Origin of the sequence: Natrialba chahannaoensis JCM 10990, assembly GCF_000337135.1 — an archaeon.
Lineage (GTDB): Archaea > Halobacteriota > Halobacteria > Halobacteriales > Natrialbaceae > Natrialba > Natrialba chahannaoensis.
Window position 1 is genome coordinate 1 of the sequence record NZ_AOIN01000059.1, and the last position, 21,386, is coordinate 21,386.

18 protein-coding genes, 1 tRNA gene and 1 pseudogene are annotated in these 21,386 nt (G+C 60.7%); 6 read left to right on the forward strand and 14 right to left on the reverse strand.

Annotation, left to right across the window (positions count from 1 at the left end):
- Nucleotides 1–35: 35 nt before the first annotated feature.
- Nucleotides 36–602, forward strand: a pseudogene (locus tag C482_RS10210) (FKBP-type peptidyl-prolyl cis-trans isomerase); the annotation flags it as partial.
- A 202-nt stretch (nt 603–804) separates the two neighbouring features.
- Here the strand turns inward: C482_RS10210 and C482_RS10215 are convergent.
- The gene (locus C482_RS10215) at nt 805–1,428 is read right to left on the reverse strand and encodes an RAD55 family ATPase (RefSeq protein WP_006167524.1); all 624 of its coding nucleotides are present in this window, start codon (nt 1,426–1,428) and stop codon (nt 805–807) included.
- A gap of 131 nt (nt 1,429–1,559) precedes the next feature.
- Between C482_RS10215 and pyrB the strand changes: the two genes are divergently transcribed.
- The 3 genes from pyrB to C482_RS10230 all read left to right on the forward strand — a co-directional run bounded on the left by pyrB (nt 1,560) and on the right by C482_RS10230 (nt 4,273).
- Entirely contained in the window at nt 1,560–2,486 is a 927-nt protein-coding gene (gene pyrB / locus C482_RS10220; RefSeq protein ID WP_006167525.1) for an aspartate carbamoyltransferase, read from the forward strand.
- Nucleotides 2,479–2,970 (forward strand): aspartate carbamoyltransferase regulatory subunit, encoded by a 492-nt coding sequence (gene pyrI / locus C482_RS10225; protein ID WP_006167526.1) that lies wholly within the window; start codon nt 2,479–2,481, stop codon nt 2,968–2,970. The genes pyrB and pyrI overlap by 8 nt, the downstream gene beginning before the upstream one ends.
- A gap of 472 nt (nt 2,971–3,442) precedes the next feature.
- On the forward strand, nt 3,443–4,273 hold the full coding sequence (locus tag C482_RS10230; RefSeq protein ID WP_006167528.1) for a hypothetical protein: 831 nt from the start codon (nt 3,443–3,445) through the stop codon (nt 4,271–4,273).
- A gap of 120 nt (nt 4,274–4,393) precedes the next feature.
- Here C482_RS10230 and C482_RS10235 read toward each other — a convergent pair whose 3' ends face one another.
- The 3 genes from C482_RS10235 to C482_RS10245 all read right to left on the reverse strand — a co-directional run bounded on the left by C482_RS10235 (nt 4,394) and on the right by C482_RS10245 (nt 6,887).
- Entirely contained in the window at nt 4,394–4,927 is a 534-nt protein-coding gene (locus C482_RS10235; RefSeq protein WP_006167529.1) for a hypothetical protein, read from the reverse strand.
- Nucleotides 4,928–5,221: 294 nt separating this feature from the next.
- Nucleotides 5,222–5,989 carry an enoyl-CoA hydratase/isomerase family protein gene (locus C482_RS10240; RefSeq protein WP_006167530.1) on the reverse strand — a complete coding sequence of 256 codons (768 nt, stop codon included), beginning with the start codon at nt 5,987–5,989 and terminating at the stop codon, nt 5,222–5,224.
- A 229-nt stretch (nt 5,990–6,218) separates the two neighbouring features.
- Nucleotides 6,219–6,887 carry a helix-turn-helix domain-containing protein gene (locus tag C482_RS10245; protein WP_006167531.1) on the reverse strand — a complete coding sequence of 223 codons (669 nt, stop codon included), beginning with the start codon at nt 6,885–6,887 and terminating at the stop codon, nt 6,219–6,221.
- 369 nt (nt 6,888–7,256) lie between these two features.
- Here C482_RS10245 and C482_RS10250 point away from each other — a divergent pair, with 369 nt between their 5' ends.
- On the forward strand, nt 7,257–8,771 hold the full coding sequence (locus C482_RS10250; RefSeq protein WP_006167532.1) for a hypothetical protein: 1,515 nt from the start codon (nt 7,257–7,259) through the stop codon (nt 8,769–8,771).
- A gap of 533 nt (nt 8,772–9,304) precedes the next feature.
- On the opposite strand, the gene C482_RS10255 is transcribed toward C482_RS10250, so the two are convergent.
- Nucleotides 9,305–9,378 (reverse strand) — tRNA-Lys (locus C482_RS10255).
- A gap of 168 nt (nt 9,379–9,546) precedes the next feature.
- Here C482_RS10255 and C482_RS10260 point away from each other — a divergent pair.
- Entirely contained in the window at nt 9,547–10,995 is a 1,449-nt protein-coding gene (locus C482_RS10260; protein WP_006167533.1) for a DHH family phosphoesterase, read from the forward strand.
- Nucleotides 10,996–11,016: 21 nt separating this feature from the next.
- Here the strand turns inward: C482_RS10260 and C482_RS10265 are convergent, their stop codons facing one another.
- The 9 genes from C482_RS10265 to C482_RS10305 all read right to left on the reverse strand — a co-directional run bounded on the left by C482_RS10265 (nt 11,017) and on the right by C482_RS10305 (nt 21,362).
- Nucleotides 11,017–11,310, reverse strand: a complete 294-nt coding sequence (locus tag C482_RS10265) for a PRC-barrel domain-containing protein (RefSeq protein ID WP_006654855.1) — start codon at nt 11,308–11,310, stop codon at nt 11,017–11,019.
- 211 nt (nt 11,311–11,521) lie between these two features.
- Entirely contained in the window at nt 11,522–12,460 is a 939-nt protein-coding gene (locus C482_RS10270) for a transcriptional regulator FilR1 domain-containing protein (RefSeq protein ID WP_006167535.1), read from the reverse strand.
- 575 nt (nt 12,461–13,035) lie between these two features.
- Complete coding sequence (locus tag C482_RS10275; protein WP_006167536.1) at nt 13,036–14,268, reverse strand: phosphotransacetylase family protein; 1,233 nt, start codon at nt 14,266–14,268, stop codon at nt 13,036–13,038.
- On the reverse strand, nt 14,268–16,364 hold the full coding sequence (locus C482_RS10280; RefSeq protein ID WP_006167537.1) for an acetate--CoA ligase family protein: 2,097 nt from the start codon (nt 16,362–16,364) through the stop codon (nt 14,268–14,270). The genes C482_RS10275 and C482_RS10280 overlap by 1 nt, the downstream gene beginning before the upstream one ends.
- A 111-nt stretch (nt 16,365–16,475) precedes the next feature.
- Nucleotides 16,476–17,675: a metal ABC transporter permease gene (locus tag C482_RS10285; RefSeq protein ID WP_006167538.1), complete on the reverse strand. Its 1,200-nt coding sequence runs from the start codon at nt 17,673–17,675 to the stop codon at nt 16,476–16,478.
- Nucleotides 17,675–18,415 (reverse strand): metal ABC transporter ATP-binding protein, encoded by a 741-nt coding sequence (locus C482_RS10290; RefSeq protein ID WP_006167539.1) that lies wholly within the window; start codon nt 18,413–18,415, stop codon nt 17,675–17,677. Before C482_RS10290 ends, C482_RS10285 begins: the two co-directional genes overlap by 1 nt.
- Before the next feature lie 142 nt (nt 18,416–18,557).
- Entirely contained in the window at nt 18,558–19,946 is a 1,389-nt protein-coding gene (locus tag C482_RS10295) for a metal ABC transporter solute-binding protein, Zn/Mn family (RefSeq protein WP_006167540.1), read from the reverse strand.
- A 249-nt stretch (nt 19,947–20,195) separates the two neighbouring features.
- Nucleotides 20,196–20,810 (reverse strand): hypothetical protein, encoded by a 615-nt coding sequence (locus C482_RS10300; RefSeq protein WP_006167541.1) that lies wholly within the window; start codon nt 20,808–20,810, stop codon nt 20,196–20,198.
- 75 nt (nt 20,811–20,885) lie between these two features.
- Entirely contained in the window at nt 20,886–21,362 is a 477-nt protein-coding gene (locus tag C482_RS10305; protein ID WP_006167542.1) for a YbaK/EbsC family protein, read from the reverse strand.
- Nucleotides 21,363–21,386 lie beyond the last annotated feature (24 nt).

Here is a 21,386-nt window from a genome sequence, read left to right on the forward strand (position 1 = left end):
GCCAGCCCGCTCAGAGATGTGTATAAGAGACAGCCCCCGGTGCGAACGTGCAGGTCGACGGCCAGCAGGGCTACATCAGCACGATCATTGGTGGCCGCGCGCGTGTGGACTTCAACCACCCGCTCGCCGGCGAGGATGTCGAGTACGAGTTCGAGGTTCTCGATGTCGTCGACGACCGCGAACAGCAGGCTGCCGGCCTCTTCGAGATGTACCTCGGCCTCGAGCCAGAGCTCTGGATCGAGACCGACGAGGTCGAGGAGGAAGTCCCAGTCGAGCCTGACGAGGACGCGGATGAGGACGAAGACGCCGAACCCGAGTTCGAGACCGAGGTCGTCGAGAAGGAGACGCTCTACCTCGAGGCCACGCCACAGATGACCATGAACCAGCAGTGGATGATGGGCAAGCAGCAGATCGGTCAGGACATCATCGACCAGATCGGTGTCGACCGCGTCATCGTCCAGGAAGTCATCGACGGCATGGGCGGCATGGGCATGCCCGGCATGATGGGCGGCATGGGCGGCGGCGACATCGAGGAGGCACTCGAGGACGCCGACGTCGACGCCGACGAAATCGTCGACGAACTCGAAGGCGCAGAAGAGTAACCTCTCGCGACGATCAGCGGTGCAGTTCTTGCGTTTTCAGATGGAATAGTCTCAGTTCCGTGTAGTGCGTGGTGCGTCTGCATAGTCGCAAGCGGCGCGCAACGCGGAGAGTGAGAGCTGCGGGACGGAGGCTGAGAACCGGGAAACAAGAAGCGGGGAGCGAGAAGCGAGAAGCGAGAAGCAGAACGCAGAAACAGCGAACTCAGGCGATATCCCGACTCGTATCGATCGCCACCTCTTCGGTCAACTCGAGTTTGATCGCGTCGGTCGGTTGACTGCCGCCGCGGAACTTGGGGACAGTGAGGTGGTTCTCGAGTTCGGCACCGGAGATAGCCGTCTGGAGATCAAAAACTGCGTCCGCTGCGTGAAAGGTTCGAGCCCGATTGGCCGTATCGTCGTCTTTCAGGCAGTGGAGGACGGCAATGCCGTTCTTCTCGAGCATCTGTGTCTTGAGGTCGTTGAGGAACGAGATGAACTCCTCGCGGTCGGTTTGCTCGAGAACGTCCATGGTGTCGATGATGAGGTTCGCACCCTCGGGGAGTGCGTTGATGAGTTTGCGCGTTTCCGTGATCGGGGCATCACTGCCGACGTGTCGAATGGTCGGGTTGCCGACGTCAGAGGGTGAGTTCTCGACGGCGTGTCGAACGGCATCGGTCGACCGTTCGGTCGAGAGATACAGTGTGCCGCGTGCTGCGGTCAGTTCGTACAACAAGAGTTCCGACTGGCTGGCCGGGGCTGCGGCGTACGCGACGAGACATCCCGGCGGAAGCCCACCGTCGAGTTTGCGATCCAGCACGTCGATCCCGGTTTCCAGCCGTTCTACCATACGGATATCGTGTCTTTCTGTAGTCCGTGCATAATTCTTTGCCTTTGTGTTACTGTCACAGCAGTTGCTAAATCGAGATGCCGACGCGGAATGGAGGGATTCAAGGGGAATGCAAGAGCCAACACGAACGAATGCGCCACGATCACCTCATCACGAGCAAACAACTCTCACGGGCGGACATCGAGACTGTCCTCGACCGAGCGGCCGAGATCGCCGATGACCCGGCTGCCGCCGCCGACCGACACACCAACGCGTTGCTCGGCCTGCTCTTTTTCGAACCGAGTACGAGAACCAAGATGAGCTTCGAAACTGCGATGAAACGCCTCGGCGGCAACGTCGTCGACATGGGCTCGGTCGAGTCCTCGAGCGTCAAAAAGGGGGAAACGCTCGCCGACACCGTCCGCGTCATCGAGGGCTACGCGGACGCGCTCGTCCTGCGCCACCCCAAACAGGGAGCCGCCGCGATGGCAAGCGAGTTCGTCGATGTCCCGCTGTTGAACGCCGGTGACGGTGCAGGCCACCACCCAACCCAGACGATGCTCGACCTCTACACTATTCGAGAAAACGCGGGCCTGGACGACCTCACCATCGGCATTATGGGCGATCTGAAGTACGGCCGCACCGTCCACTCACTGGCCTACGCGCTCACTAACTTCGACACCCGTCAGCACTTCATCAGCCCCGAGAGCCTCCAACTGCCCCGCGAAGTCGTCTACGACCTCCACCAGCAAGACGACACCCAGATCCGCGAACACGAGGCACTCGAGTCCGTCCTCTCCTCGCTCGACGTGCTCTACGTGACGCGGATTCAGCGTGAGCGATTCCCGGATGAGAACGAGTACCAGAAGGTCGCCGGCGAGTACCAGATCGATCTGGAGACACTCGAGGAGGCGAGCGACGATCTGACGATCATGCACCCGCTGCCGCGGGTCGACGAGATTGCGCCGGAGATTGACGAGACGGAGCACGCGGCGTACTTCGAGCAGGCGCACAACGGGGTGCCGGTGCGGATGGCGCTGCTTGATCTGTTGCTATCAGGAGGTGAGGCAGATGAGTGACGATCACGACCACCACGACGGCAACGCGGACCACGAACTGCGCGTCAGCAAGATTCAGGATGGGACCGTTATCGACCACGTTCGCGGTGGTCAGGCGCTGAACGTGCTCGCAATTTTGGGCATCGACGGCGGCGAGGGTGAGGAGGTCTCTGTCGGGATGAACGTTCCCTCTGATCGCCTCGCGCGCAAGGATATCGTCAAGGTCGAAGACCGCGAGTTGAGCCAGGACGAGGTCGATGTGCTTTCGCTGATCGCACCCGACGCCTCGATCAACATCGTCCGTGATTACGATGTCGTGGAGAAACACCGCGTCGAGCGTCCCGATGTCGTCGAGGGCGTGCTCTCTTGTCCCAATGCGGACTGTATCACAACTGACGGTGAGCCGGTGACCTCGCGCTTTGAGGTGCTTCAGGATGGGGTTCGCTGTTCGTACTGCGGGACGATCGTGCGAGCAGGAATCGCGGAACTGATCGATACGAACTGAGTCGCTGAACTAATCGCTACGAACTGAGCTGACGGCGGACGTGGCACGCCGAGTCGTTCGTCACCGATGTGGGCGGATGATCGGCCTCGTGACTAGCCACTGATCGTCGTTCAAAAGAAGGGGCGAACACCATCGGTATGCTATATTTTCACAGGAGGAGAACTGTCCAGAATAGCTAAGTACGAGCCAACCGATTGTTATGGTGTATATGTCACGCACGATTAAAGTCGTACTCGCCCTGGTCGTCATCGCCGTCCTCTGGAAGCTCCTCAGCACGAGCGGCACCGAGATCGACGACGAGATCGAGTACGACCCCGTCGAGTAATCGGCAGACAGCGCACAGTCTTACCAGTAGTCAGTAGCACCCGACCCGTTCGAGTTCACGCACGGCTGCGGACCGGTCGCCCTGCCCTGATCCGGTCCACGGTCCCCGATCCGAACGGCTTACAGGCACGGCGTCGTACGCTGCAGTATGTACGGCGTCGTCACTCGCAACGCTGAAGAGGTCCGATGGCCGGAGTTCGACCGCGGATTCTACGAAGTCAAGGACGTGACCGGCCGGTCCGCCGACCCGATCGAGGACGGGGTGAACATGGTCTCCTGTTTCGGCGACAACGCGGCCGCAGACGCCGACCCGTCGCTCGTCCCCGTCGACGACATGGGTCGCCCCGCAACCCGCGACCGGAAGTACTTCGACTGGGCCTACATCTGCCCATCACGACAGGACTACCGTGAGGGCCTCCTGGAAATTATCGACGACTGCGTCGCGGCCAACGAGGACGTTCGACTCGACGACGTTGGCTTCCCTCGCGAGGGGTACTGTCGCTGTGGCGTCTGCGAACAGGCCTTCGAGGCCAGCGAGTTCGACGACCGCCAGGCCTGGCGTGCCGACGTCATCACTGAGTTCGTCGCTGAAGCCGCAGCGCGCATCCCCGGCCGTGTCTACCTGACGCTCTACCCCGATCCGTACCCTGGCCACCTCTATGAACGCGCCGGGCTAGATCTTGCGGCACTCGAGGAACACGTCGACGAGTTCGTCATCCCGCTGTACGATATGGCCTACGAGACGACCTACTGGCTCGAGACGATCGCGAAGGGATTCCAGAGTGCACTCGAGACGCCCTTCAGTATCGAACTGTACGCGATCGATATCGAGATTGAAAATCTAATTCACGCACTCGAGGTGGCAGAGCACTACGCTGAGGGTGTGTTCTTCGGGTACGAGGCGTCGAACGCGCGGGCGGCATTGCGTCGGCGGCGTGCCGACGATCGAGATGGTGTTACGCACGGCGAGCCGACGTAGGGTTCGGCTGTTTTGGAGTAGTAGTAAAGCTTCTCGAGGTCGTGTAACCAACTCGCAATCCAACAAAGCCACAGCGTGCTGTGGGGTGAAGGTAACAGCAACAGCGAGAACGACAGCGATCTACCGTGTGTCGTCGCCAACAAGGTCGTCGTCATCGTCGTCGTCCAACAAGCTGTCATCATCATCGTCGTCCATGAGGTCGCTGTCGTCGTCGCCAATCAGGTCATCATCGTCATCGTCGATGATGCCGTCATCGTCTGATCGGCTGCGGTGGTCGTCGTCCATGATGCCATCGTCGTCAGTTCGATCGCCTCGACCGGTATCTGTGTCCGTCATTCCGCCCGTTTCTGTCTCTCGTCCTGTACTGGTTTCGGTACCAGCACCAGTACTGGTCCCTGTCCCTGTACCAGTCCCCGACAGATCGCTCTGAAGGTGGATCTCGTCGTCCGTAATAGTCGAAACCGCCGTCTCCTGCAACGGGTACGCGTCGTCAGTCCCACCCCAGCCGAGTTTGGCTTTGATCGTATCCGCGATACCTGGGTTCGGTTCGACGTGTGCCGTTCCGTGTTCGACATCGGCGACGATACCGACGTCGTCACCCTCCGCGTTCACGACCGTCTTCCCGACATCGTCGTCTGTAAATTGTGGAGACATTGCACCAACAGGTATGCCAAACACGACCAAGATGGTGGTGCTTGCGCTGGCTTGCGAGTTCGCCGTCAACGCGTGTCTCGGCTGTTCTCGGCGTTGCCATCCATTCCGACGAGACAAACAGCACCTACGAGAGAGCCCTCACAAAAATACGGTTTCACGACACAGTACAGTACAATACAGTACAGGGCAGTACAGTACAGGGCAGTACAGTACAGTACAAGACGAGACAGGCACTGCGACACGAGACGAGCACTGCAACATACTGAGACACGGCAGAAAACTGTTGGACGCCAGCTACTCGTTGAACTCCGGCTCCCGGCCTTCGAGGAACGCAGCAACTCCCTCTTCATGAGAGTCAGTGGAACGAGCGTGGACCTGCAACAGGTTCTCGTAATCCAGTGCTTCATCCCACTGCCGACCCATGTTCTCGTGCATCGCCTGCTTCATCATGCCGATCACGTCCGTCGGGCGGCGTCCGAGTCGCTCGACCGTCTCGGTCACCCGCTCGTCGAGGTCGGCAGCCGGAACCGACTCGTTGATCAGATCGAGGTCCGCTGCCCGCTCTGCATCGAAAAACTCGCCAGTAAACGCGAGCTTCTTCGCAGCACGGAGGCCGATTAGCTGCGGGAGCATGAACGTCCCACCAGTGTCTGGAATAAGGCCAACGCGAACGAACGCACAGGAAAAGGTCGCATCCTCGGCCGCATATGCGATGTCCGAAAGCGCGACAATGGCGAGTCCCGCCCCTACCGCGTCACCGTTCACTTTCGCCACGATTGGCACGGGACACTCGAGCATCGCCTCGACGACACGGCCAAACGTCTCGGTGACCTCCTCGTAGGCCTGCCGTGGCGGATCAGGTTCGGCCGCCATCGCCTCGATGTCACCACCAGCGCTGAACGCGTCACCCTCGCCAGTGATGACGATCGCGTGATACTCTTCGGGATCGGCATCGCCGATCGTATCTGCGAGGTCCGACGCGGTCTCGCGGGTGATCGCGTTGAGCACACCGGGGCGGTCGAACGTGAGTCGCAGGACGCCGTCGTCGCTGTCGATCTCCATAGCGGAGAGACAAAGAGCTCACTATTAATGGTGCTGTTCCGCGAAGCACTGACGCAGGGATGTGTCGGAGTTGGTATCGTCGTCAGTGTCGGTAGCGATTCCGGGTCGGTGCCGGTAGCTGGGGATACGAGCTACTCGAGTACGAGTCCCGGCAGAAGAGAGTCCGGTACCAGATCGCAACTGGCACTGTCAGCTGCAACGCAGCTCGCAGGTGGCGATCTCTTGTGTGCTAGTCAGATGGCATCGGCGCAGTCACTGCCTCGTCTTCGGCGACGTTGAGCTCGGAGGTGACGAGCGCGCGATAGGCACGACGCAGGCGCTCGGACAGCGCCTGGTGTGAGATATCGAGCTCCTCAGACAGCTCCTGCATCGAGACCTCGCGCGGGATTTCGAAGTAGCCGTGATCGATTGCAGCGACCAGTGTTTCGTACTGTCGGCTTGTCAGGCCACACTGGGAGTGACTCTCCGATTCGAGATCGTAGAGGCGAACGATCGTCGGCGAGACGTCGTTGTCGACGAGTCGGTCGTACAGTGAGCTGACGTGCTCGCGCTCGAGGACACGAACACTTAGTAGCCAGATGCCGTTCGACGCGGAGGCGCTGAGTACGGTTCCATCCTCGTCGATGACGGTTTCGAAGACGTCGACCGTGTCCGGGTCGAACTCGATGTCGTACAGCCAGCGGCCGTCATCGCTGTTGATCAGCGAGTATGCATCGACCGCCGACGAAGCCGCGAGCGCATCGTCGATCATCTCGTTGGACGGTCCCGACAGCCAGAGGCTGTGCCCGTTCGAGGCGATAACACGCTCCATCTCGCACGTGAGCGTGGGGACGGCCTCGAAGAGTTCGCCCAGTCCGGTACCCTCGGCCGAGAATTCGATGTCTGCGATCGATGTCATGGGTTCGATTCACTTGTTAAACAGGGACCGCATTAACCGCATTTCCAAAGAGATTAGCAACGACAATAGCGAAAGTCTCCAGGGATGATATATAAACGTGAGTTACTGTTAGTTGGTCCGAGAGTAGCGTGATAAACGGTGTACTGGGGCGGAACGAGACTGTTTCGAGCGAACAATGGTTATGCAACAGACAGACGAACGGACAGTCAGACCGTTCTATCTGTCGCAAGTACATTACAGTGGCCGCCGTCGGACCGCAAGCAGGCGTCGGTTCGACTCCTCCATCACAGATACCAACACACTGTGATAGGTCGGGAGAGTGGCTTACGTCGCATATACGTAAACCCACGGACCCGCCGAACGGAGACTGTGACGTCAAAGGATACGCACGGACGGAAGTGGAGTCGACGCCAGTATCTCACCGGAACGGTCGCTGGGGTGGCCGGGGTTGGTGGAATCCTCTCAGTGAGTGGAGCGGGGGCGGCGGCAGACGACGATCCCACAGCGCAGTACGAGACGGTCGTCGATATCGTCGATGCCGGCGCAGATCCAACTGGGGGCGAACCGATTACGCCCGTTCTCCGGGACCACGTTGGCGATAACACGCTCATCGAATTTCCGGAAGGGCGGTACTACATGGACGAACAGCTCCGATTCACCGGGTTCGAGAACGTCGGGTTTGTGGGTGACAGTGCGACACTCGCCCCGGCAGACTACCACGGGTTCGACGGTCCACAGTATCGTCTGTTCCGACTTGGAACAAGCGATAGACCCGGTCGTGACCTCCGATTCGAAGGCTTCGATATCGATCAAAGTGCGTCGAAAACGGGGATTCGTGTCATCAACGCCGAAGTCGAGGACGGACTTCTCGTCCGAAACGTGACGGTACACGGAGTGCACGACAGCGGGACCTGGGGGCCAGGCTTGTTCAACGTCACCGATCCGGAGGGCAACGGTCTCGTCGACTGTTTCCACGCACCAGATGGTGCCGTCCACGTCGACGAGACGCCGAACGCGGGTAACATGTGGCGCGGCGCGACCGGGTTTGGAATCAATCAGCACCATCGTGGCACGCTCGTCTTCGAGAACTGTATCCTCGGGGGGTTCCCGGACAACGGCCTGTACGCCTCGAACGAAACTGGGCAGATCGGCGTCGACGGCGGGCACTACCAAAATAGTGGAACTGCCTCGATCCGCCTTAGCGGAACGGCCGGTGCGATCAGGAACACGACGATCACTGTCGACGACGATCCCCACGACTCGGCGGGTCAGCACGCGATTCGGCTCGACCGCGGCGAAGAGTTCACCATTGAGGGTGTCGATATCGACGTTCCCGAACCGAACGGCGACGCGATCAGGGTCATGAACCCCGTCGACGAGACGATCATCTCGAACACCGAGATCAGTATCGGTGCGCGGCCGAACAACGGTATCCGACTCGATCCCGAGACGGGGGCGGCAGTCATCGACGATGTCACCGTCGATATCGACGGCAGCGCGAACGCCCTGCGTCTTCTCGGCAGCGACGGTGGTGCGGTCGAGGTCTCCGACCTTCGAGTGACAGGTGATGCACCCGGCTCGACGCTGCGACACGCAATCTTCTGTGAACGGCACTCCTGTGAGTTCACCGGCCTCGATGTCGAACAGCACGGAACAACCCGCCGTCGCGGAATCGAACTGCGCGGCGCTGACTATCGGCTTGCCGACAGCGAGTTCGAAACGACGGATACGCCGATCGTCCTCAACGGTGCGAGTGACGTTACCGTCGAAAACTGCTACGCAAACCCGACATCGGACGCGTATTCGCTTCGGATCACGAGCGATTCTGGTGCTGTCCAGTTGTCGACCAACGACTTCCCTGCGGGTGTTCGAGACGACCGGTAAGTCACCGAACCGGCTTTTTGAGTGTAATCCCCCAAATATAATTGTGTAGTCTCCCCTATAATACACAGCGACCGCACCAGTCACTCAGCAACCAGACGCCACGGAGGTGCTAAACTATAGTACCAACTGCAACTAGTTACACACTGATCGCACGTCCGCGGTTCTCACTCGTTCTACTCGCTCCGAACCGCGCTGCCGTCGTGCGATCAGGTGCGCAGTGACTTGCAGTGGCTACTATAGACAGTGCCCAATCAGAGATGATGTAGTGAATTTGGTAGTCAAGACTGGATACAAGCACAGATAGATCATAACATATTATTGGCACAAATGACCTCTACGAACAGTCATAAATGGAAATAAAACACAGCAAAAATACGGTGCTCCTTTCGAGAGTGGGTGGACGCTACGGCAAGGGCGCGGGCCAGGCGCGATTTGAACACACGGTCGGATGTGCTCGCTTCGCTGCGCACAACCTCCCTGCGTTCAAATCGCTCTAGCCGCTTTGCTCCTCACGTATTTGTTCGTCGCAAAAGCGGGCCGGGCGCGATTTGAACACGCGACCGTCTGATTAAGAGTCAGACGCTCTGCCGGACTGAGCTACCGGCCCTTCACTTCTGACTTTTCGTCGACTGGTAAAATACGTTTCCCTTGAGTTGCGTTGTGACAGAGAGCGCCACGCTTGCACTCAATCGAGACATCACAATTGAAAGAGACACTCCCGCAACGTCACAATCTTCGGGAATGTTAAGTGCGGTCGGTCCGACCACACGTTCACATGAGCACGGGGGTTACGATTTCGTCGATCTCTAACTACGCTATCTTGGGTTGTGGCAGCGTCGGCTACGCCGTCACCGAAGAACTCGTCGAACAGGGCAAGGACGTACTGATCGTCGACCGGGACGAAAACCGCGTTGAATCGCTCCGAGACCAGGACTTAGACGCGCGCAGCGCCGACATCCGCGAAGCCGAGGTCGCCGACCTCGTCGCCGACCGCGACGTCGTCCTTATCCTCGCCTCCGACGTCGAATCGAACAAACAGGCCGTCGAACACATCCGCGCCGATAACGACAACCAGTTCGTCGTTGCCCGTGCGAGCGACCCCGTCTCCGGCGACGAACTCTCCACCCTCGGCGCAGACATCGTCATCAACCCCTCCTCCGTCATCGCCGAATCCGCACTCCGCGCACTCGAGTCCGGTGAACTCGAGTACAACGCTGGCAAACTCGCCCAGTTGGTCGAGGAGACGGGAACGCGGCTGGCGATCATCACGCAGGATAGCCCCGATCCGGACTCGATCGCGAGCGCGGCGGCGTTGCAGGCGATTGCGGATCACCTCGGCGTCGAGTCGGATATCATCTATCTGGGCGATGTGGGTCACCAGGAGAATCGGGCGTTCGTCAACCTGCTTGGGATCGACCTCGTGCAGTGGGACGAGATCGAGGATCAGTCGGTCTATGATAGCGTCGCGTTGGTCGATCGTGAGACATCAGCCGAACTTGATCTCTCGGTGGACGCGGTGATCGATCATCGCGAGGCGGATCAGGAGTTCGAACCCGAGTTCGTCGACATCCGGCCGAACATGTCCTCGACGTCGACGATCATGACGAAGTACATTCAGGAGTTCGACATGAACGTCTCCGAGGAGGTTGCCACTGCCTTGCTCTACGGTATCCGTGCGGAGACGCTGGATTTCAAACGCGACACTACCCCCGCCGATCTCACTGCCGCAGCCTATCTCTACCCGTTTGCGAACCACGACACCTTAGAACAGGTCGAGTCGCCGTCGATGTCGCCCGAGACGCTCGACGTGCTCGCGGAGGCGATCGCCAACCGCGACGTACAGGGGAGTCATCTCGTCTCGAACGCGGGCTTCGTCCGGGACCGCGAGGCGCTCACCCAGGCAGCGAGTCACCTCTTGAATCTGGAGGGCGTCACGACAACGGCCGTCTTTGGTATCGCGGACGAGACGATTTTCCTCGCAGGCCGCTCGAAGGACATCCGCATCAACATCGGGAAGGTGTTGGCCGACGCCTACGGCGAGATGGGTGAGACAGCGGGTCACTCGACACAGGCCAGCGCGGAGATTCCGCTCGGCATCTTCACCGGGATCGAAATCTCGGAGGACACACGGGATACGCTGCTCGATCTGACCGAAGAAGCGGTCAAGCGAACGCTGTTCGACGCGATGGGTGTCGACGGAGCAGAAGGATCGAACGGCAGTTAGGGTTACCGTTCAGGTTAGCGTTCAGGCAACCAGTTCAGTCTCTTCTTCGTCCGGATCGCGAACGCGCTCGACGACGTCGTTGATCAGGATCACGTCACCGACCGCGCGCACCCAGCGGTAGGGGACGATAACGCCCTGGCCAGTCGCGGACTCTTCTGCGAACAGTTCGGTGTTCAGGTTGCCGAGTGCAAGCCCGGTGACGGCCTGGCCATCAACGTTCAGTTGGAGGTCCTGGACTTCGCCGACGAAAACGCCGCTGTTCGAGTAGACCTCGCGTCCGACGAGAGAGGTGATCTCCTGGGGAGTGTCGTCCATGTCTGGGCACATGCGCGGCTAACTCTTAATTGTTGGTCAGACACGACAGTCGCGAGAGCCGACCGGACACTGATCCGACTGCACAACACGCAGACGTCTGTTCGGGTATGACAGCCCAAAAATTCACGGCTCGTGGCACACGCCTGCCACTCGTCTGACTCAGCGGGGAGATGATTGTGCTGCTGGCCGTTCGATGTGTGTCGGGGCCTCGTCACTCCGTTGGTGCCGAGAGCCGCTGTGCAGTCTCCGCGATTGACGCGATCCGGGTACGCGCCCACTCACACGCCGCCTGATCGTCCCCGACGAGTAGCCCACAGGGCTCGTCATCAGCACCACAGACGAGGAGAATCGTCAGCGCTGTCGCCTCCGTCTCGACTGTCTCCTCGGCGAGCTCAACACAGACGAGGCCGTACGGCGGCGGCTGCGTCGTCTCGCGCAGAACGAGCTGGCCAGCCGAAAGCGCACTCGCCGTTCCATCCCCGAACGCACCGAGTAGCGACTGGATCGCATCGTCAGGGGCGATCACCGTCACCTCTATCCCCGACTTCGGCTCCCGCTTCGTTTCCCCCGACTCCGCATCACCGAGTGCTCCACAGTAAGCGCTTGCCAGACAGTGAGTCGCCCCTGGGACCACGACCTGATGGGTCTTCCCCAGCCGAAGCAGGACACTGAGCGTGGCCTCAAGCGTGTTCGCTTCTGCGTTCGTCCGCTCGGTGCCGACCCCGCCGTCACACTCGGGCAACTCGAGTACCCCGCCGATCGAAAGGGAGTCTGCAACCTGTGCGGGCGGTGTCGATGGTGTCACCGCCGTGGCTCCGTCGATGATCTGCCAGCTCAGGTCGGCCGACGGCGGTAGTTCGGCGAGCAACTCGCTTCGGCGGGTCACCTGCGTGAGGCGGTCAGAAAGCTGTTCGAACGACGAGAGCGCGAGGTCGCCGGCGACCGTCAACCGGTACTGGCACTGTCCGTCGACGGTCGTTCGTTCGATCAGTTCGGCACGCTGGAGCTCCGAGATACCCCTGTCGATCGTCGAGCGAGACAACTCGAGTTCGGCCGTGAGGGTGCATGGGCGAGTCGGTCCCGCGGCGAGTCGGCGCAGCAGGGACTCGCGACGACGAACAATAGTGAGCAGCTCGGTCTCTCGCACCATGAGCGACAGGTGCGGTCGACAGCGAAATAATGGTACTGATGGTGGGTAGGGTTGACGACGGATCGTGGACATGGGGGCGTCAGAGCGGAGGGACGGGTAGTGATAGTAGTAGAAGTAGAAGTAGAAGTAGTAGTAGTGTGCAGAATTGTTGCCTGTGTGGAAGACGTGTGTGAGTGTGGACTAGATCGTGTGGCTTAGAAGCGGTGTTGTGTCAGTGTTGTCCCAGTAATGTGTTGGTGGTCTGTTAGTGGTATGTTGGTGGTGTGGAGGAATGAGACATAGTTCAGGAAGATGGAGCTGATAGCACCTGTACGAAATGGTGAAAACGTGTGCCAGGAGCGGGACTAGTGTGGGATAACGGAGCAATCAGATCATATTGTCACCATTGCACATACTCTTATGAATGGACAACAGGTATTTACGTGTGTGCCGTCGTCTGGGGAGCACATCGACAAATGAGTGTATAGGAATCCGCTCTGAATAGACGGGTGCCGGGGTGCCTCTGACAAACCGGCAGTGCTCGGTGGGTAGGTTGCCCGACTACGCACCGACATTTTCGTTTCGGGTGGATGACGCTAGGTCGACATTGACTCGTAGAGTTCGTCGAGTGCCGCGTGATCTGCGAGCAGCGTTTCCATCTGTTCGACGGTCGCCACATCCCTCGTTCGTCCGCTTCGGACGACATCTTCGGCGCGTTCGACTGTGGTGAGTGTATCCGTCTGCACCGATATTATCGGGAGTTCCTTCTCGGCCGCTTGGCCGATGACCGCACCCGACGGACGGTGACCGCCGGTCAGAATGAGACAGCGAACACCAGGGGCCTCGAGTGCCGCCGTCTGAATCTCCGCCCGGTCGCCGCCGGTGATGACGGCCGCATCTTTCGTCCGGCGGAAGTACCGCAGCGCGCTGTCGGCACCCATTGCACCGACGGCGAAGCGTTCGACGTAGGCGTCGACCCCGTCCTCGACGAGTAGCGTGCCGCCGAGTTCGTCCGCGAGGGCTTCGACGGTAACGCCGGCGAGTGACTGCTCGCTCGGGATAATGCCAAAGACATTGACGCCGCGGCCCTCGAGGAACGGCACGACATCCGTCTCGAGTTGGTCGTAAGCAGCGTCGGCAACGTTGTTGAAGACGACGCCGGCAAGTCGGTCGCCGAAGGCGTCGACGCCTGCGAGTACGTCGTCGATGTCCCCTGGGGTTTCGTACGGTGCGACCAGCAGGACGCTGGCGTCGAGCGAGGCGGCCACGTCTGGGTCGGTGAGGTCGACGATGCCGCCCACCTCGTACCGGCCGCCGCCCTCGACAAACATCCGATCGCAGTCGGTGGCGAGGTCCTCGTAGGCCTCGACGATCCGGTGGCGGAGCTCGTCGGCGTCCTCGCGGCCGCGGATGGCCTGCTCGATAAACGTCGGCGAGTAAACGATGGGCTCTAAGTCGTGCATCTCCGCGTCGAGTTCGAGGAGTTCACGGGCGAGCATGGGGTCCTCGTCGAGGGTCTTGCCGACGTTACTCTGCAGACGCGTCCCCTTGGGTTTCATGTAGCCGACCTGGTCGCCGCGGTCCTGTGCGAGGCGCGCGAGCGCCATGGTGATCGCGGTTTTCCCGGTGCTCTCCTCGAGCGAGGCGACCAGCAGTGGGTCGGCGTCCGAATCGGGTGTGGGATTGCTCGTTGGTTCGGTTCCGGTGGCCGTGTTGTCAGTATGGCTGTTGGTGGCGTCAGTGTCTGTGTCAGCGTCAGTGCCGGTTTCGGTGTCGGTGGTAGCGTCGGTATCTGTGTCAGTATCGGTATCAGTAGTGGTATCGGTCATTACAGTTCCTCCGTATCGACGGTCAGTCGCAGGTCGATCGCCTGTACTCCATCAGGTCCCGCAACGAGCGGGTTCACGTCGAGTTCCAGAATCGCCGGGAAGTCAGTGACCAGTTGTGAGAGTCGCTGAATCGTCTCGACGATTGCGTCAACGTCTGCTGGCTCCCGCCCGCGAGCGCCGCGCAACAGTGGCGCAGCTCGAATCTCGTTGACCATCTCGCGGGCAGCACTCTCACCGATCGGCGAAACGCGAACCGACGTATCCTCCAGAATTTCGACGAAGATTCCGCCGAGACCGAACAGCAAGAGCGGGCCGAACTGCGGATCGCGGTTCATCCCGACGATGGTCTCGGTCGTCCCCTCCAGGTCGAGCATCGCCTGTACTTGCACGCCGAGAATGGTCGCGTCGGGCTGGTAGTTGCGCGCCCGGGCGACCACGTCCTCGTAGGCGTCGTACACCTCGTCGTCGCTCACACCGACTTTCACGCCACCGATGTCCGACTTGTGGGTAATATCCGGGCTCACGATCTTCATTACGACGTCGCCCTCGATCGCTTCGGCAACCTCGCGAGCACGAGCCGGGTCGTCGACGATTTCGCCCGGCGGCGTCGGAATGCCATAGGTCTCAAGGAGTTCCATCGACTCGATACCGAGCCGATTGTCGTCGCGGCGCTCGACTCGCTCGAGGATCTCACGTGCCCGCTCACGATCGACATCGAACGCTGCGGGGTCGTCACTTGTCCGCTGACGAACGTCACGATAGCGCGCAAGCGCATCGAGTCCCGCGACCGCTCGAGCCGGATCGAAGTAGTTGGGGATGCCGAACTCACGGAGCACCGTCTCGGCCGCTCTAGCCCGATCACCACCCATCAGGCAGGTGACGACCGGTTTCTCGAACTCCTGGCGCTTCTCGATGACGACCTCTGCGAGTTTGTCGTACTGGATCACGGCCGTCGGCGCGCTGACGACGACCGCCGACCCGACGTTTGGATCAGCGAGGGCAATCTCGAGTGCCCGGCCGAACCGATCGATGTCTGCGTCGCCGATGGCATCAATCGGGTTGTAGACGTTCGCCTCGTCGGGCATCGCCTCGTGTAATTTGTCGATCGTCTCGTCGGTGAAGTCGGCCATCCGTAGCGTCGAGTCACCGACCGCGTCGGTCGTGAGCACGCCGGGGCCGCCCGCGTTCGTCACGACGGCGACGCCGTCCGAGTCGGGCGCGGGCAGCCCGGACAACGCCCGCGCAGCGTCAAACAGCTCCTGGACGGAACTTGCACGAATGACGCCGGCCTGCTCCAGCCCGGCCTCGTAGGCACGTTCACTACCCGCGATTGCGCCGGTATGCGAGGAGGCAGCCTGCGCGCCGGCGTCAGTCCGGCCCGACTTGACCAACACGATCGGCGTCTCCTCGGTGACCTCCCGGGCCGTCCGGATGAACTCGTCGCCGGCGTCGATATCCTCGAGATAGCCGATGATCACGTCGGTCTCCGGATCAGCACCCCACTCGCGGACGAAGTCCGTCTCATCCAAGATCGTCTTGTTGCCGAGCGAGACCACGTCCTGGAAACCGATCCCCTGCTCGTTCGCCCAGTCGAGGACCGCCGTGATGAACGCCCCCGACTGACTCATGAAGGAAATCGACCCGTCACGGGCGCTCTCCGGGCCGAACGTCGCGTTCATGCTCACCGGTGTCGACATGACACCCAGACTGTTCGGTCCGACGACGTTGAGGTCGTACTCCGCTGCAATCTCGCGCAACGCTGCCTCTCGTCGTGCCCCCTCGCCGCCGCTCTCGGCGAACCCGGCTGTAATGACGACCACGTGTTGTGTGCCTGCCTCGCCGATTTCGCGGATCGTCTCGAGTACGACCGGCGGCGGCACGACCACGACGGCCAGATCAAGCGGCGGTGCACTGGCGACGTCCGGATACGCCTCGAGTCCGAGAACGGTCTCGTGGCTCGGATTGATCGGCACGACCTCGCCGACGAACTCCTGGTGGAGGTTTTCGAGGATCGCGCGGCCAACCGCGCCCTCGCGCTCGGTTGCACCGATCACGCCGACAGTCTCGGGGGCGAACAGCTCGGATAACCGTCCCATCAGTCGATGTGTCGACGGCAAGGGAGGTAAAACTGCACCCGACTTCCCACGGGATGGGAGTCGGGGTGAATGAGAGACGAAAAATGAGGTAAAACGGAGTGGACATCCGCGTCAGTGCATCGAAATCGCAGCCCCCGGCCGGTCGGAGACGAGGACCGCAAGTAGATAGATCCCGATAGCGGCGACAATGATCGAACCACCGGCCGGGAGGCCCTGACTGAACGCGAAGGCAAAGCCGGCGATGATCGAGAGTTCGCCGAACAGGATCGAGAGGTACAGCGTCTCGCGGAAGCTCTGTGCGACCTGCGAGGCCGCGGCAACGGGAATGACGAGCATGCCGGCGACGAGGATCACGCCAAGGACCTGCATCGCGCCGACGACGACCACGGCGGTCATCACGACGAGCAGGGTGTTGTACCGCGTCACGTCGAGCTGGGCGACGCGTGCCGCCTGTTCGTCGAACGTGATGAACAGCAGTTGTTTGTACGTGACCGCGACGACCACGACGACGGCCACGGTGAGCACGGCCATCAGCCGAGCGCCCCCGGCAGTGACGACACCGAGGCTTCCAAAGAGGAAGCCCTCAATTTCGACGGCGATAGCGACGAAGCCACGACTCCAGCTAATCAGTAACGTCCCAACTGCGAAGCTCCCGGTGAGCATGATCGCGATCGGAACGTCACCGTACGTGCTCGTGTGCTCCGTGAGCCACTGGACCGCGAGCGCGCCGAGCACGCTCACGACGAGTGCGACGAGCAACAGCGACCCGTCCCAGCCAGTCAGTCCCGAGAACAGGATGCCAACTGCGATGCCGGCGAACGCGGTGTGTGCAAGTGTCTCTCCGATGAGTGCCATCTGCCGGTGGACGAGGTAGGTGCCGACCAGCGGCGCGACGATTCCGACCAGGATACCCGTCGTGATCTGTCGCCAGACGAACGCGTACTGGAAGAGATTTGACCCGAGCACATAGTCCATCCACATGCCGACAATCAGCACCTGCTCGAAGAGCAACTGCGCCCCTGGACCGATTCCCGTCACCGTGTACGCCGACTCGAGTGACGGGTGGAGATCCGCGAGCGGGTAGTGGCGGAGCCAATCGATGAACAGAAATCCGATCAGAAGCACCGTAACTGCACCAACGAGTGCGATACCAGTGAGTTCGACGCGCCGACGGAGGGACCGGGCCCTGTAGTCTCGTCGGGTCTCCTCCTCGCGTGACACTGATTGTGCTGTGGACGGTGAGTCATCGCCCGAAGCCGAAGCCAAATCCGAGTCCGAGTCCGAGTCCGTCGGCGTCTCTGTCCCGCTCATTAGTGATGATGATGCACGACGGTTCCAGTCGCACCGTACGCTTCACTCAGCGCATCACTCTCGACGAATGACTCCGTGTCGCCGTGGTGATACAACTCTGTATTAATGCAGGCGATACGATCCGCGCGGTCCGTGACGACGCCGATGTCATGCTCGATCAAAATGATCGCAATGCCGTCGTTGTTCAGCGATTCAAGTAACTGGTAGAACGCGTCCCGCGATTCGGCGTCGACGCCCACGGTCGGTTCGTCGAGCGCGAGCAGGTCCGCCTCCGAGGCGAGCGCGCGCGCAATGTAGGCCCGCTGGCGCTGGCCACCCGAGAGTTCGTTGACCCGCTGTTCTGCGAGGTCCGTAATGCCGACCGTCTCGAGTGCCTCCTCGGCGATGGCCTCGTCGTCGGCCGAGAGCCGAGCGTGGCCGGCGTGGGCGAACCGACCCATGCGGACGCACTCGCGGACGGTGACGGGCATCGTCCCGCCGCGGCTGGTTGCCTGCTGTGAGACGTAACCGATGCGGTTGCCCTGGTCGATGTCGTCGACAGGCTGACCGAATAGCTCGATCGAACCCTCGTCGGGTGAGAGTAAGCCGAGCATAAGGTGCAACAGCGTCGTCTTCCCCGAGCCGTTCGGACCGATCAGGCCCAGAAAGTCCCCCTGTTCGACGGTCAGACTAACGTCTGAGACGGCGGGCTGTTCGCCGTAGGCAAACGATACACCATGGCAGTCGACGACCGAACTCACTGTAGTCTCACTTCCTGCTGAGTTGTGCGTGCGTTTAGTTCTTCCAGTTCGCGATTTGGGGTCCGGATACCAGCGTACAGTTCTGAGAGGGGGATCGATGTCGGAACGACAGTGGGGAGGGGTCGATTCGTGCCCACTGCGATCACTCCGCCTCGAGTGCCTGCCGAAGCGCGGGCAGGTTTAGGTCTTCCATCTGCTCGATCCAGCCCCAGTCCTGTTCGTTCCACTCGTCGGTCGTCCCTTCAGCCGGGCTAATCGCCTCGGCATCGGTCGCCTGGCTGTTCTCGAGGAGGTGATCAACCTCCCGAGGCACGTCGCCGTCCGTGGCGTCGAACGGATCGTAGAGGATCGTCTCGATGCCCTGCTCGTCGATCAGGTCGATCGTATCCGCCAGATCGCCCGTCGTAATCTCTGCATCGGGCGAGATCGTTGCTGGCGTGTGAATCTCGAAGCCGTACCGCGTTTCGAGGTATTGGAACGAGTCGTGGCCGGCGAGAACAGCAATCTCTCTCGTCGCTTCATCGGAAAGGGACTCGAACTGGTCATCGACTGCTTCGAGGCGATCGATGTAGTCCGCGGCATTGTCCTCGTACAGCGACGCATTCTCCGGGTCCATCTCCGCGAGGCCGTCCGCGATCGTTTCGACCATCTGCTGGGCAATTACCGGATCAACCCAGACATGTGGGTCGTAAAACTCCGGCACTGAGTCGTCGTCGACGGTCAGTTCCTCGACGACATCGGCGGTCATATTGTCTGCACTCGTATCCCAGATCACCTCACCATCTGCGACGAGTTCGAAGATGACGCGCGTGCGGCCGGTATCGAGCCCGTGGAAAACGATATGGTCTCCCTGTGACTCGATCTCAACCACGTCGTCTGCTGCACCCTCGGTGACTCGTGCGTCGATTCGGAACGGTTCGTCCTCGCCGAGTGGGAGGACACGACCTTCGTCGTCAGTAAAGACGCCGTCGACCGTCGCGTAGTCGTCAACGGGAATCTCGGGGAGGTTTCCGTGCCAGTGATCACCGTGCCAGTAGGCGACTTCGGCGTCCGTTCGTCGGTTGTAGACGTCGAACTCCGCGATCGTGATGTCACTCGGATCGTACTCCGCGTCGGTATCCGGTTCTCGGTTGCCGTTCTCGCTTTGGGCCGGAATGAGGCTGGACTCGAGTCCATCCATGGCGTCGATCAGCGTCACGTCACTGCCGTCGGCTTCGATATCGGCGGCGACGTTTTGCGCCCACGAGAACTCGGCAGTGTCGAGATAGATGAAGACGTTCGAACTGACGATATCGCGGCGCAGATCTGCGGGCGGTTCCCAGCCGTGGCCCATCTCACCGGTCCGGATCGGATTCTCGATCTCGAGTGCGTCCCCGCCGACGTGCTGTGCCCAGTCCCAGAGCGCGAAGAACGCAGCGTAACCGCCTTCAGACTGTGGCCCACCGTCTGGTTCACTCAGACAGCCAGCCCCCGCAGCGAGTGTGGCGGCCCCCGCTCCGGTGGCGAGTACCGAACGACGTGAGAGCTTCATAGCTGTGAGTACGCCCGGTCGAATAAAAGGATTGTTATGGAGGATGCTTATCTTAATAACTCGGCGGCATCAGAGAGGGTGTGGTTAGTAACGATGGCATAGACGAGACATCCTCTGTACAGGCTGGGTGCGATAAAACAAGCGTGCAACGGGTATCCAACAATGACCCCACCGGCCGTCATCAGTTAGTTTCGCTGCATTCGCAGCCGTCTCCGGGAGGTCGTCGGAAATGCGGGTCAGCGAACTGGCTCAGTGGTCGTCGTGATCGTGATCATGGTCGTCATCATGATCGTGGTCATCGTCATCGTGGTCGTCAATATCCTCGACAACTTCGACTTCGAGCGCAGGCGATTCCCAGTCGGCGTGGTCGTCGTGCCAGAGCTGGAAGACGATATCGGTAATACCCGTTTCCTCGCCCGTGATGTGGAGGTGGTCGCCGTGTGACTCGAGGTCGACAATCCCCTGTGCACCATCTGCAAGTCGCGCGTTGAGCGTGTATTCCTCGTCGTCACCGAGGGCAACCTCATCACCGTGGTCGTCTTCGACGTGGGCTTCGACCGAGAGGTTGTCGTCCTTTGGCACGAGCAGCGGGTCACCGTGCCAGTGGTCGCCGTGGACGTACACCGCAACGTCGTCAGTATCGCGGTCGATTACCTCGAACGTCTCGATGTCCATGTGGCCATGGTCATGATCATGATCATCGTCGTGATCGTGATCGTCGTCGTGGTCGTCGTCGTCGTGACCATTTCCACCCTCGTCCTCTTCATCGTCGTCGCTCAGGCACCCGGCGAGGCCGAGGACACCGAGCGAACCAGTCGTTGCAAGTAGCGAGCGGCGTGTCGTATCGCGTGGATCGATCGTCATTGTTACTGTCTGCTAGTCCAATACCACTCATTAGTAATCAAGGCACTGGTTTTGTTAATGGTGGTGAACGGTTTCCTATTCAGCCACGGATGCCGGCAAGGCGTCCGCATACCGCCGTAACCGGTCCGGGTCAATCGGGAACACCGCCTCCGGTGTCCCGGCCGCTGCCCAAACAGTGTCGTACTCGAGTAGTGTCTCGTCGATGACGACGGGTGCCGACCGTTCGTGACAGAACGGTGGAACGCCACCGATAGACCAGCCGATCTCCTCACGGATTCGATCGGCGTCGGCCATCGCGACGTCGCCAGTCGCTGCGTCGAACGTATCCGCGAGGGCGGCCTCCCTGACACGGTTCGCGCCGCTGGTAACGGAGACAACGAGCGAGCCGTTGATGTCGAAGACGAGCGAGCTCGCGATCTGACCGACCTCACAGCCGACGGCGTCGGCCGCGTCGGCTGCCGTTTTCGTGCCCTCAGGGAACTCCTCGATCGCGGGGTCGAAGTCGAATTCGGTGCGTGCCTGCTCTGCGAACGACTGTGCGCGTGGGTGCATCGCTCGTTGGATCGATTTCCGGGA

Coding starts and splice junctions, on each gene's coding strand:
- C482_RS10215 (WP_006167524.1), bottom strand. CDS start 1,428: ATGGTAGAACGGCTGGAAACCGGGATCGACGTGCTGGATCGCAAACTC.
- pyrB (WP_006167525.1), top strand. CDS start 1,560: ATGCGCCACGATCACCTCATCACGAGCAAACAACTCTCACGGGCGGAC.
- pyrI (WP_006167526.1), top strand. CDS start 2,479: ATGAGTGACGATCACGACCACCACGACGGCAACGCGGACCACGAACTG.
- C482_RS10230 (WP_006167528.1), top strand. CDS start 3,443: ATGTACGGCGTCGTCACTCGCAACGCTGAAGAGGTCCGATGGCCGGAG.
- C482_RS10235 (WP_006167529.1), bottom strand. CDS start 4,927: ATGTCTCCACAATTTACAGACGACGATGTCGGGAAGACGGTCGTGAAC.
- C482_RS10240 (WP_006167530.1), bottom strand. CDS start 5,989: ATGGAGATCGACAGCGACGACGGCGTCCTGCGACTCACGTTCGACCGC.
- C482_RS10245 (WP_006167531.1), bottom strand. CDS start 6,887: ATGACATCGATCGCAGACATCGAATTCTCGGCCGAGGGTACCGGACTG.
- C482_RS10260 (WP_006167533.1), top strand. CDS start 9,547: ATGAGCACGGGGGTTACGATTTCGTCGATCTCTAACTACGCTATCTTG.
- C482_RS10265 (WP_006654855.1), bottom strand. CDS start 11,310: ATGGACGACACTCCCCAGGAGATCACCTCTCTCGTCGGACGCGAGGTC.
- C482_RS10270 (WP_006167535.1), bottom strand. CDS start 12,460: ATGGTGCGAGAGACCGAGCTGCTCACTATTGTTCGTCGTCGCGAGTCC.
- C482_RS10275 (WP_006167536.1), bottom strand. CDS start 14,268: ATGACCGATACCACTACTGATACCGATACTGACACAGATACCGACGCT.
- C482_RS10280 (WP_006167537.1), bottom strand. CDS start 16,364: ATGGGACGGTTATCCGAGCTGTTCGCCCCCGAGACTGTCGGCGTGATC.
- C482_RS10285 (WP_006167538.1), bottom strand. CDS start 17,675: ATGAGCGGGACAGAGACGCCGACGGACTCGGACTCGGACTCGGATTTG.
- C482_RS10295 (WP_006167540.1), bottom strand. CDS start 19,946: ATGAAGCTCTCACGTCGTTCGGTACTCGCCACCGGAGCGGGGGCCGCC.
- C482_RS10300 (WP_006167541.1), bottom strand. CDS start 20,810: ATGACGATCGATCCACGCGATACGACACGCCGCTCGCTACTTGCAACG.
- C482_RS10305 (WP_006167542.1), bottom strand. CDS start 21,362: ATGCACCCACGCGCACAGTCGTTCGCAGAGCAGGCACGCACCGAATTC.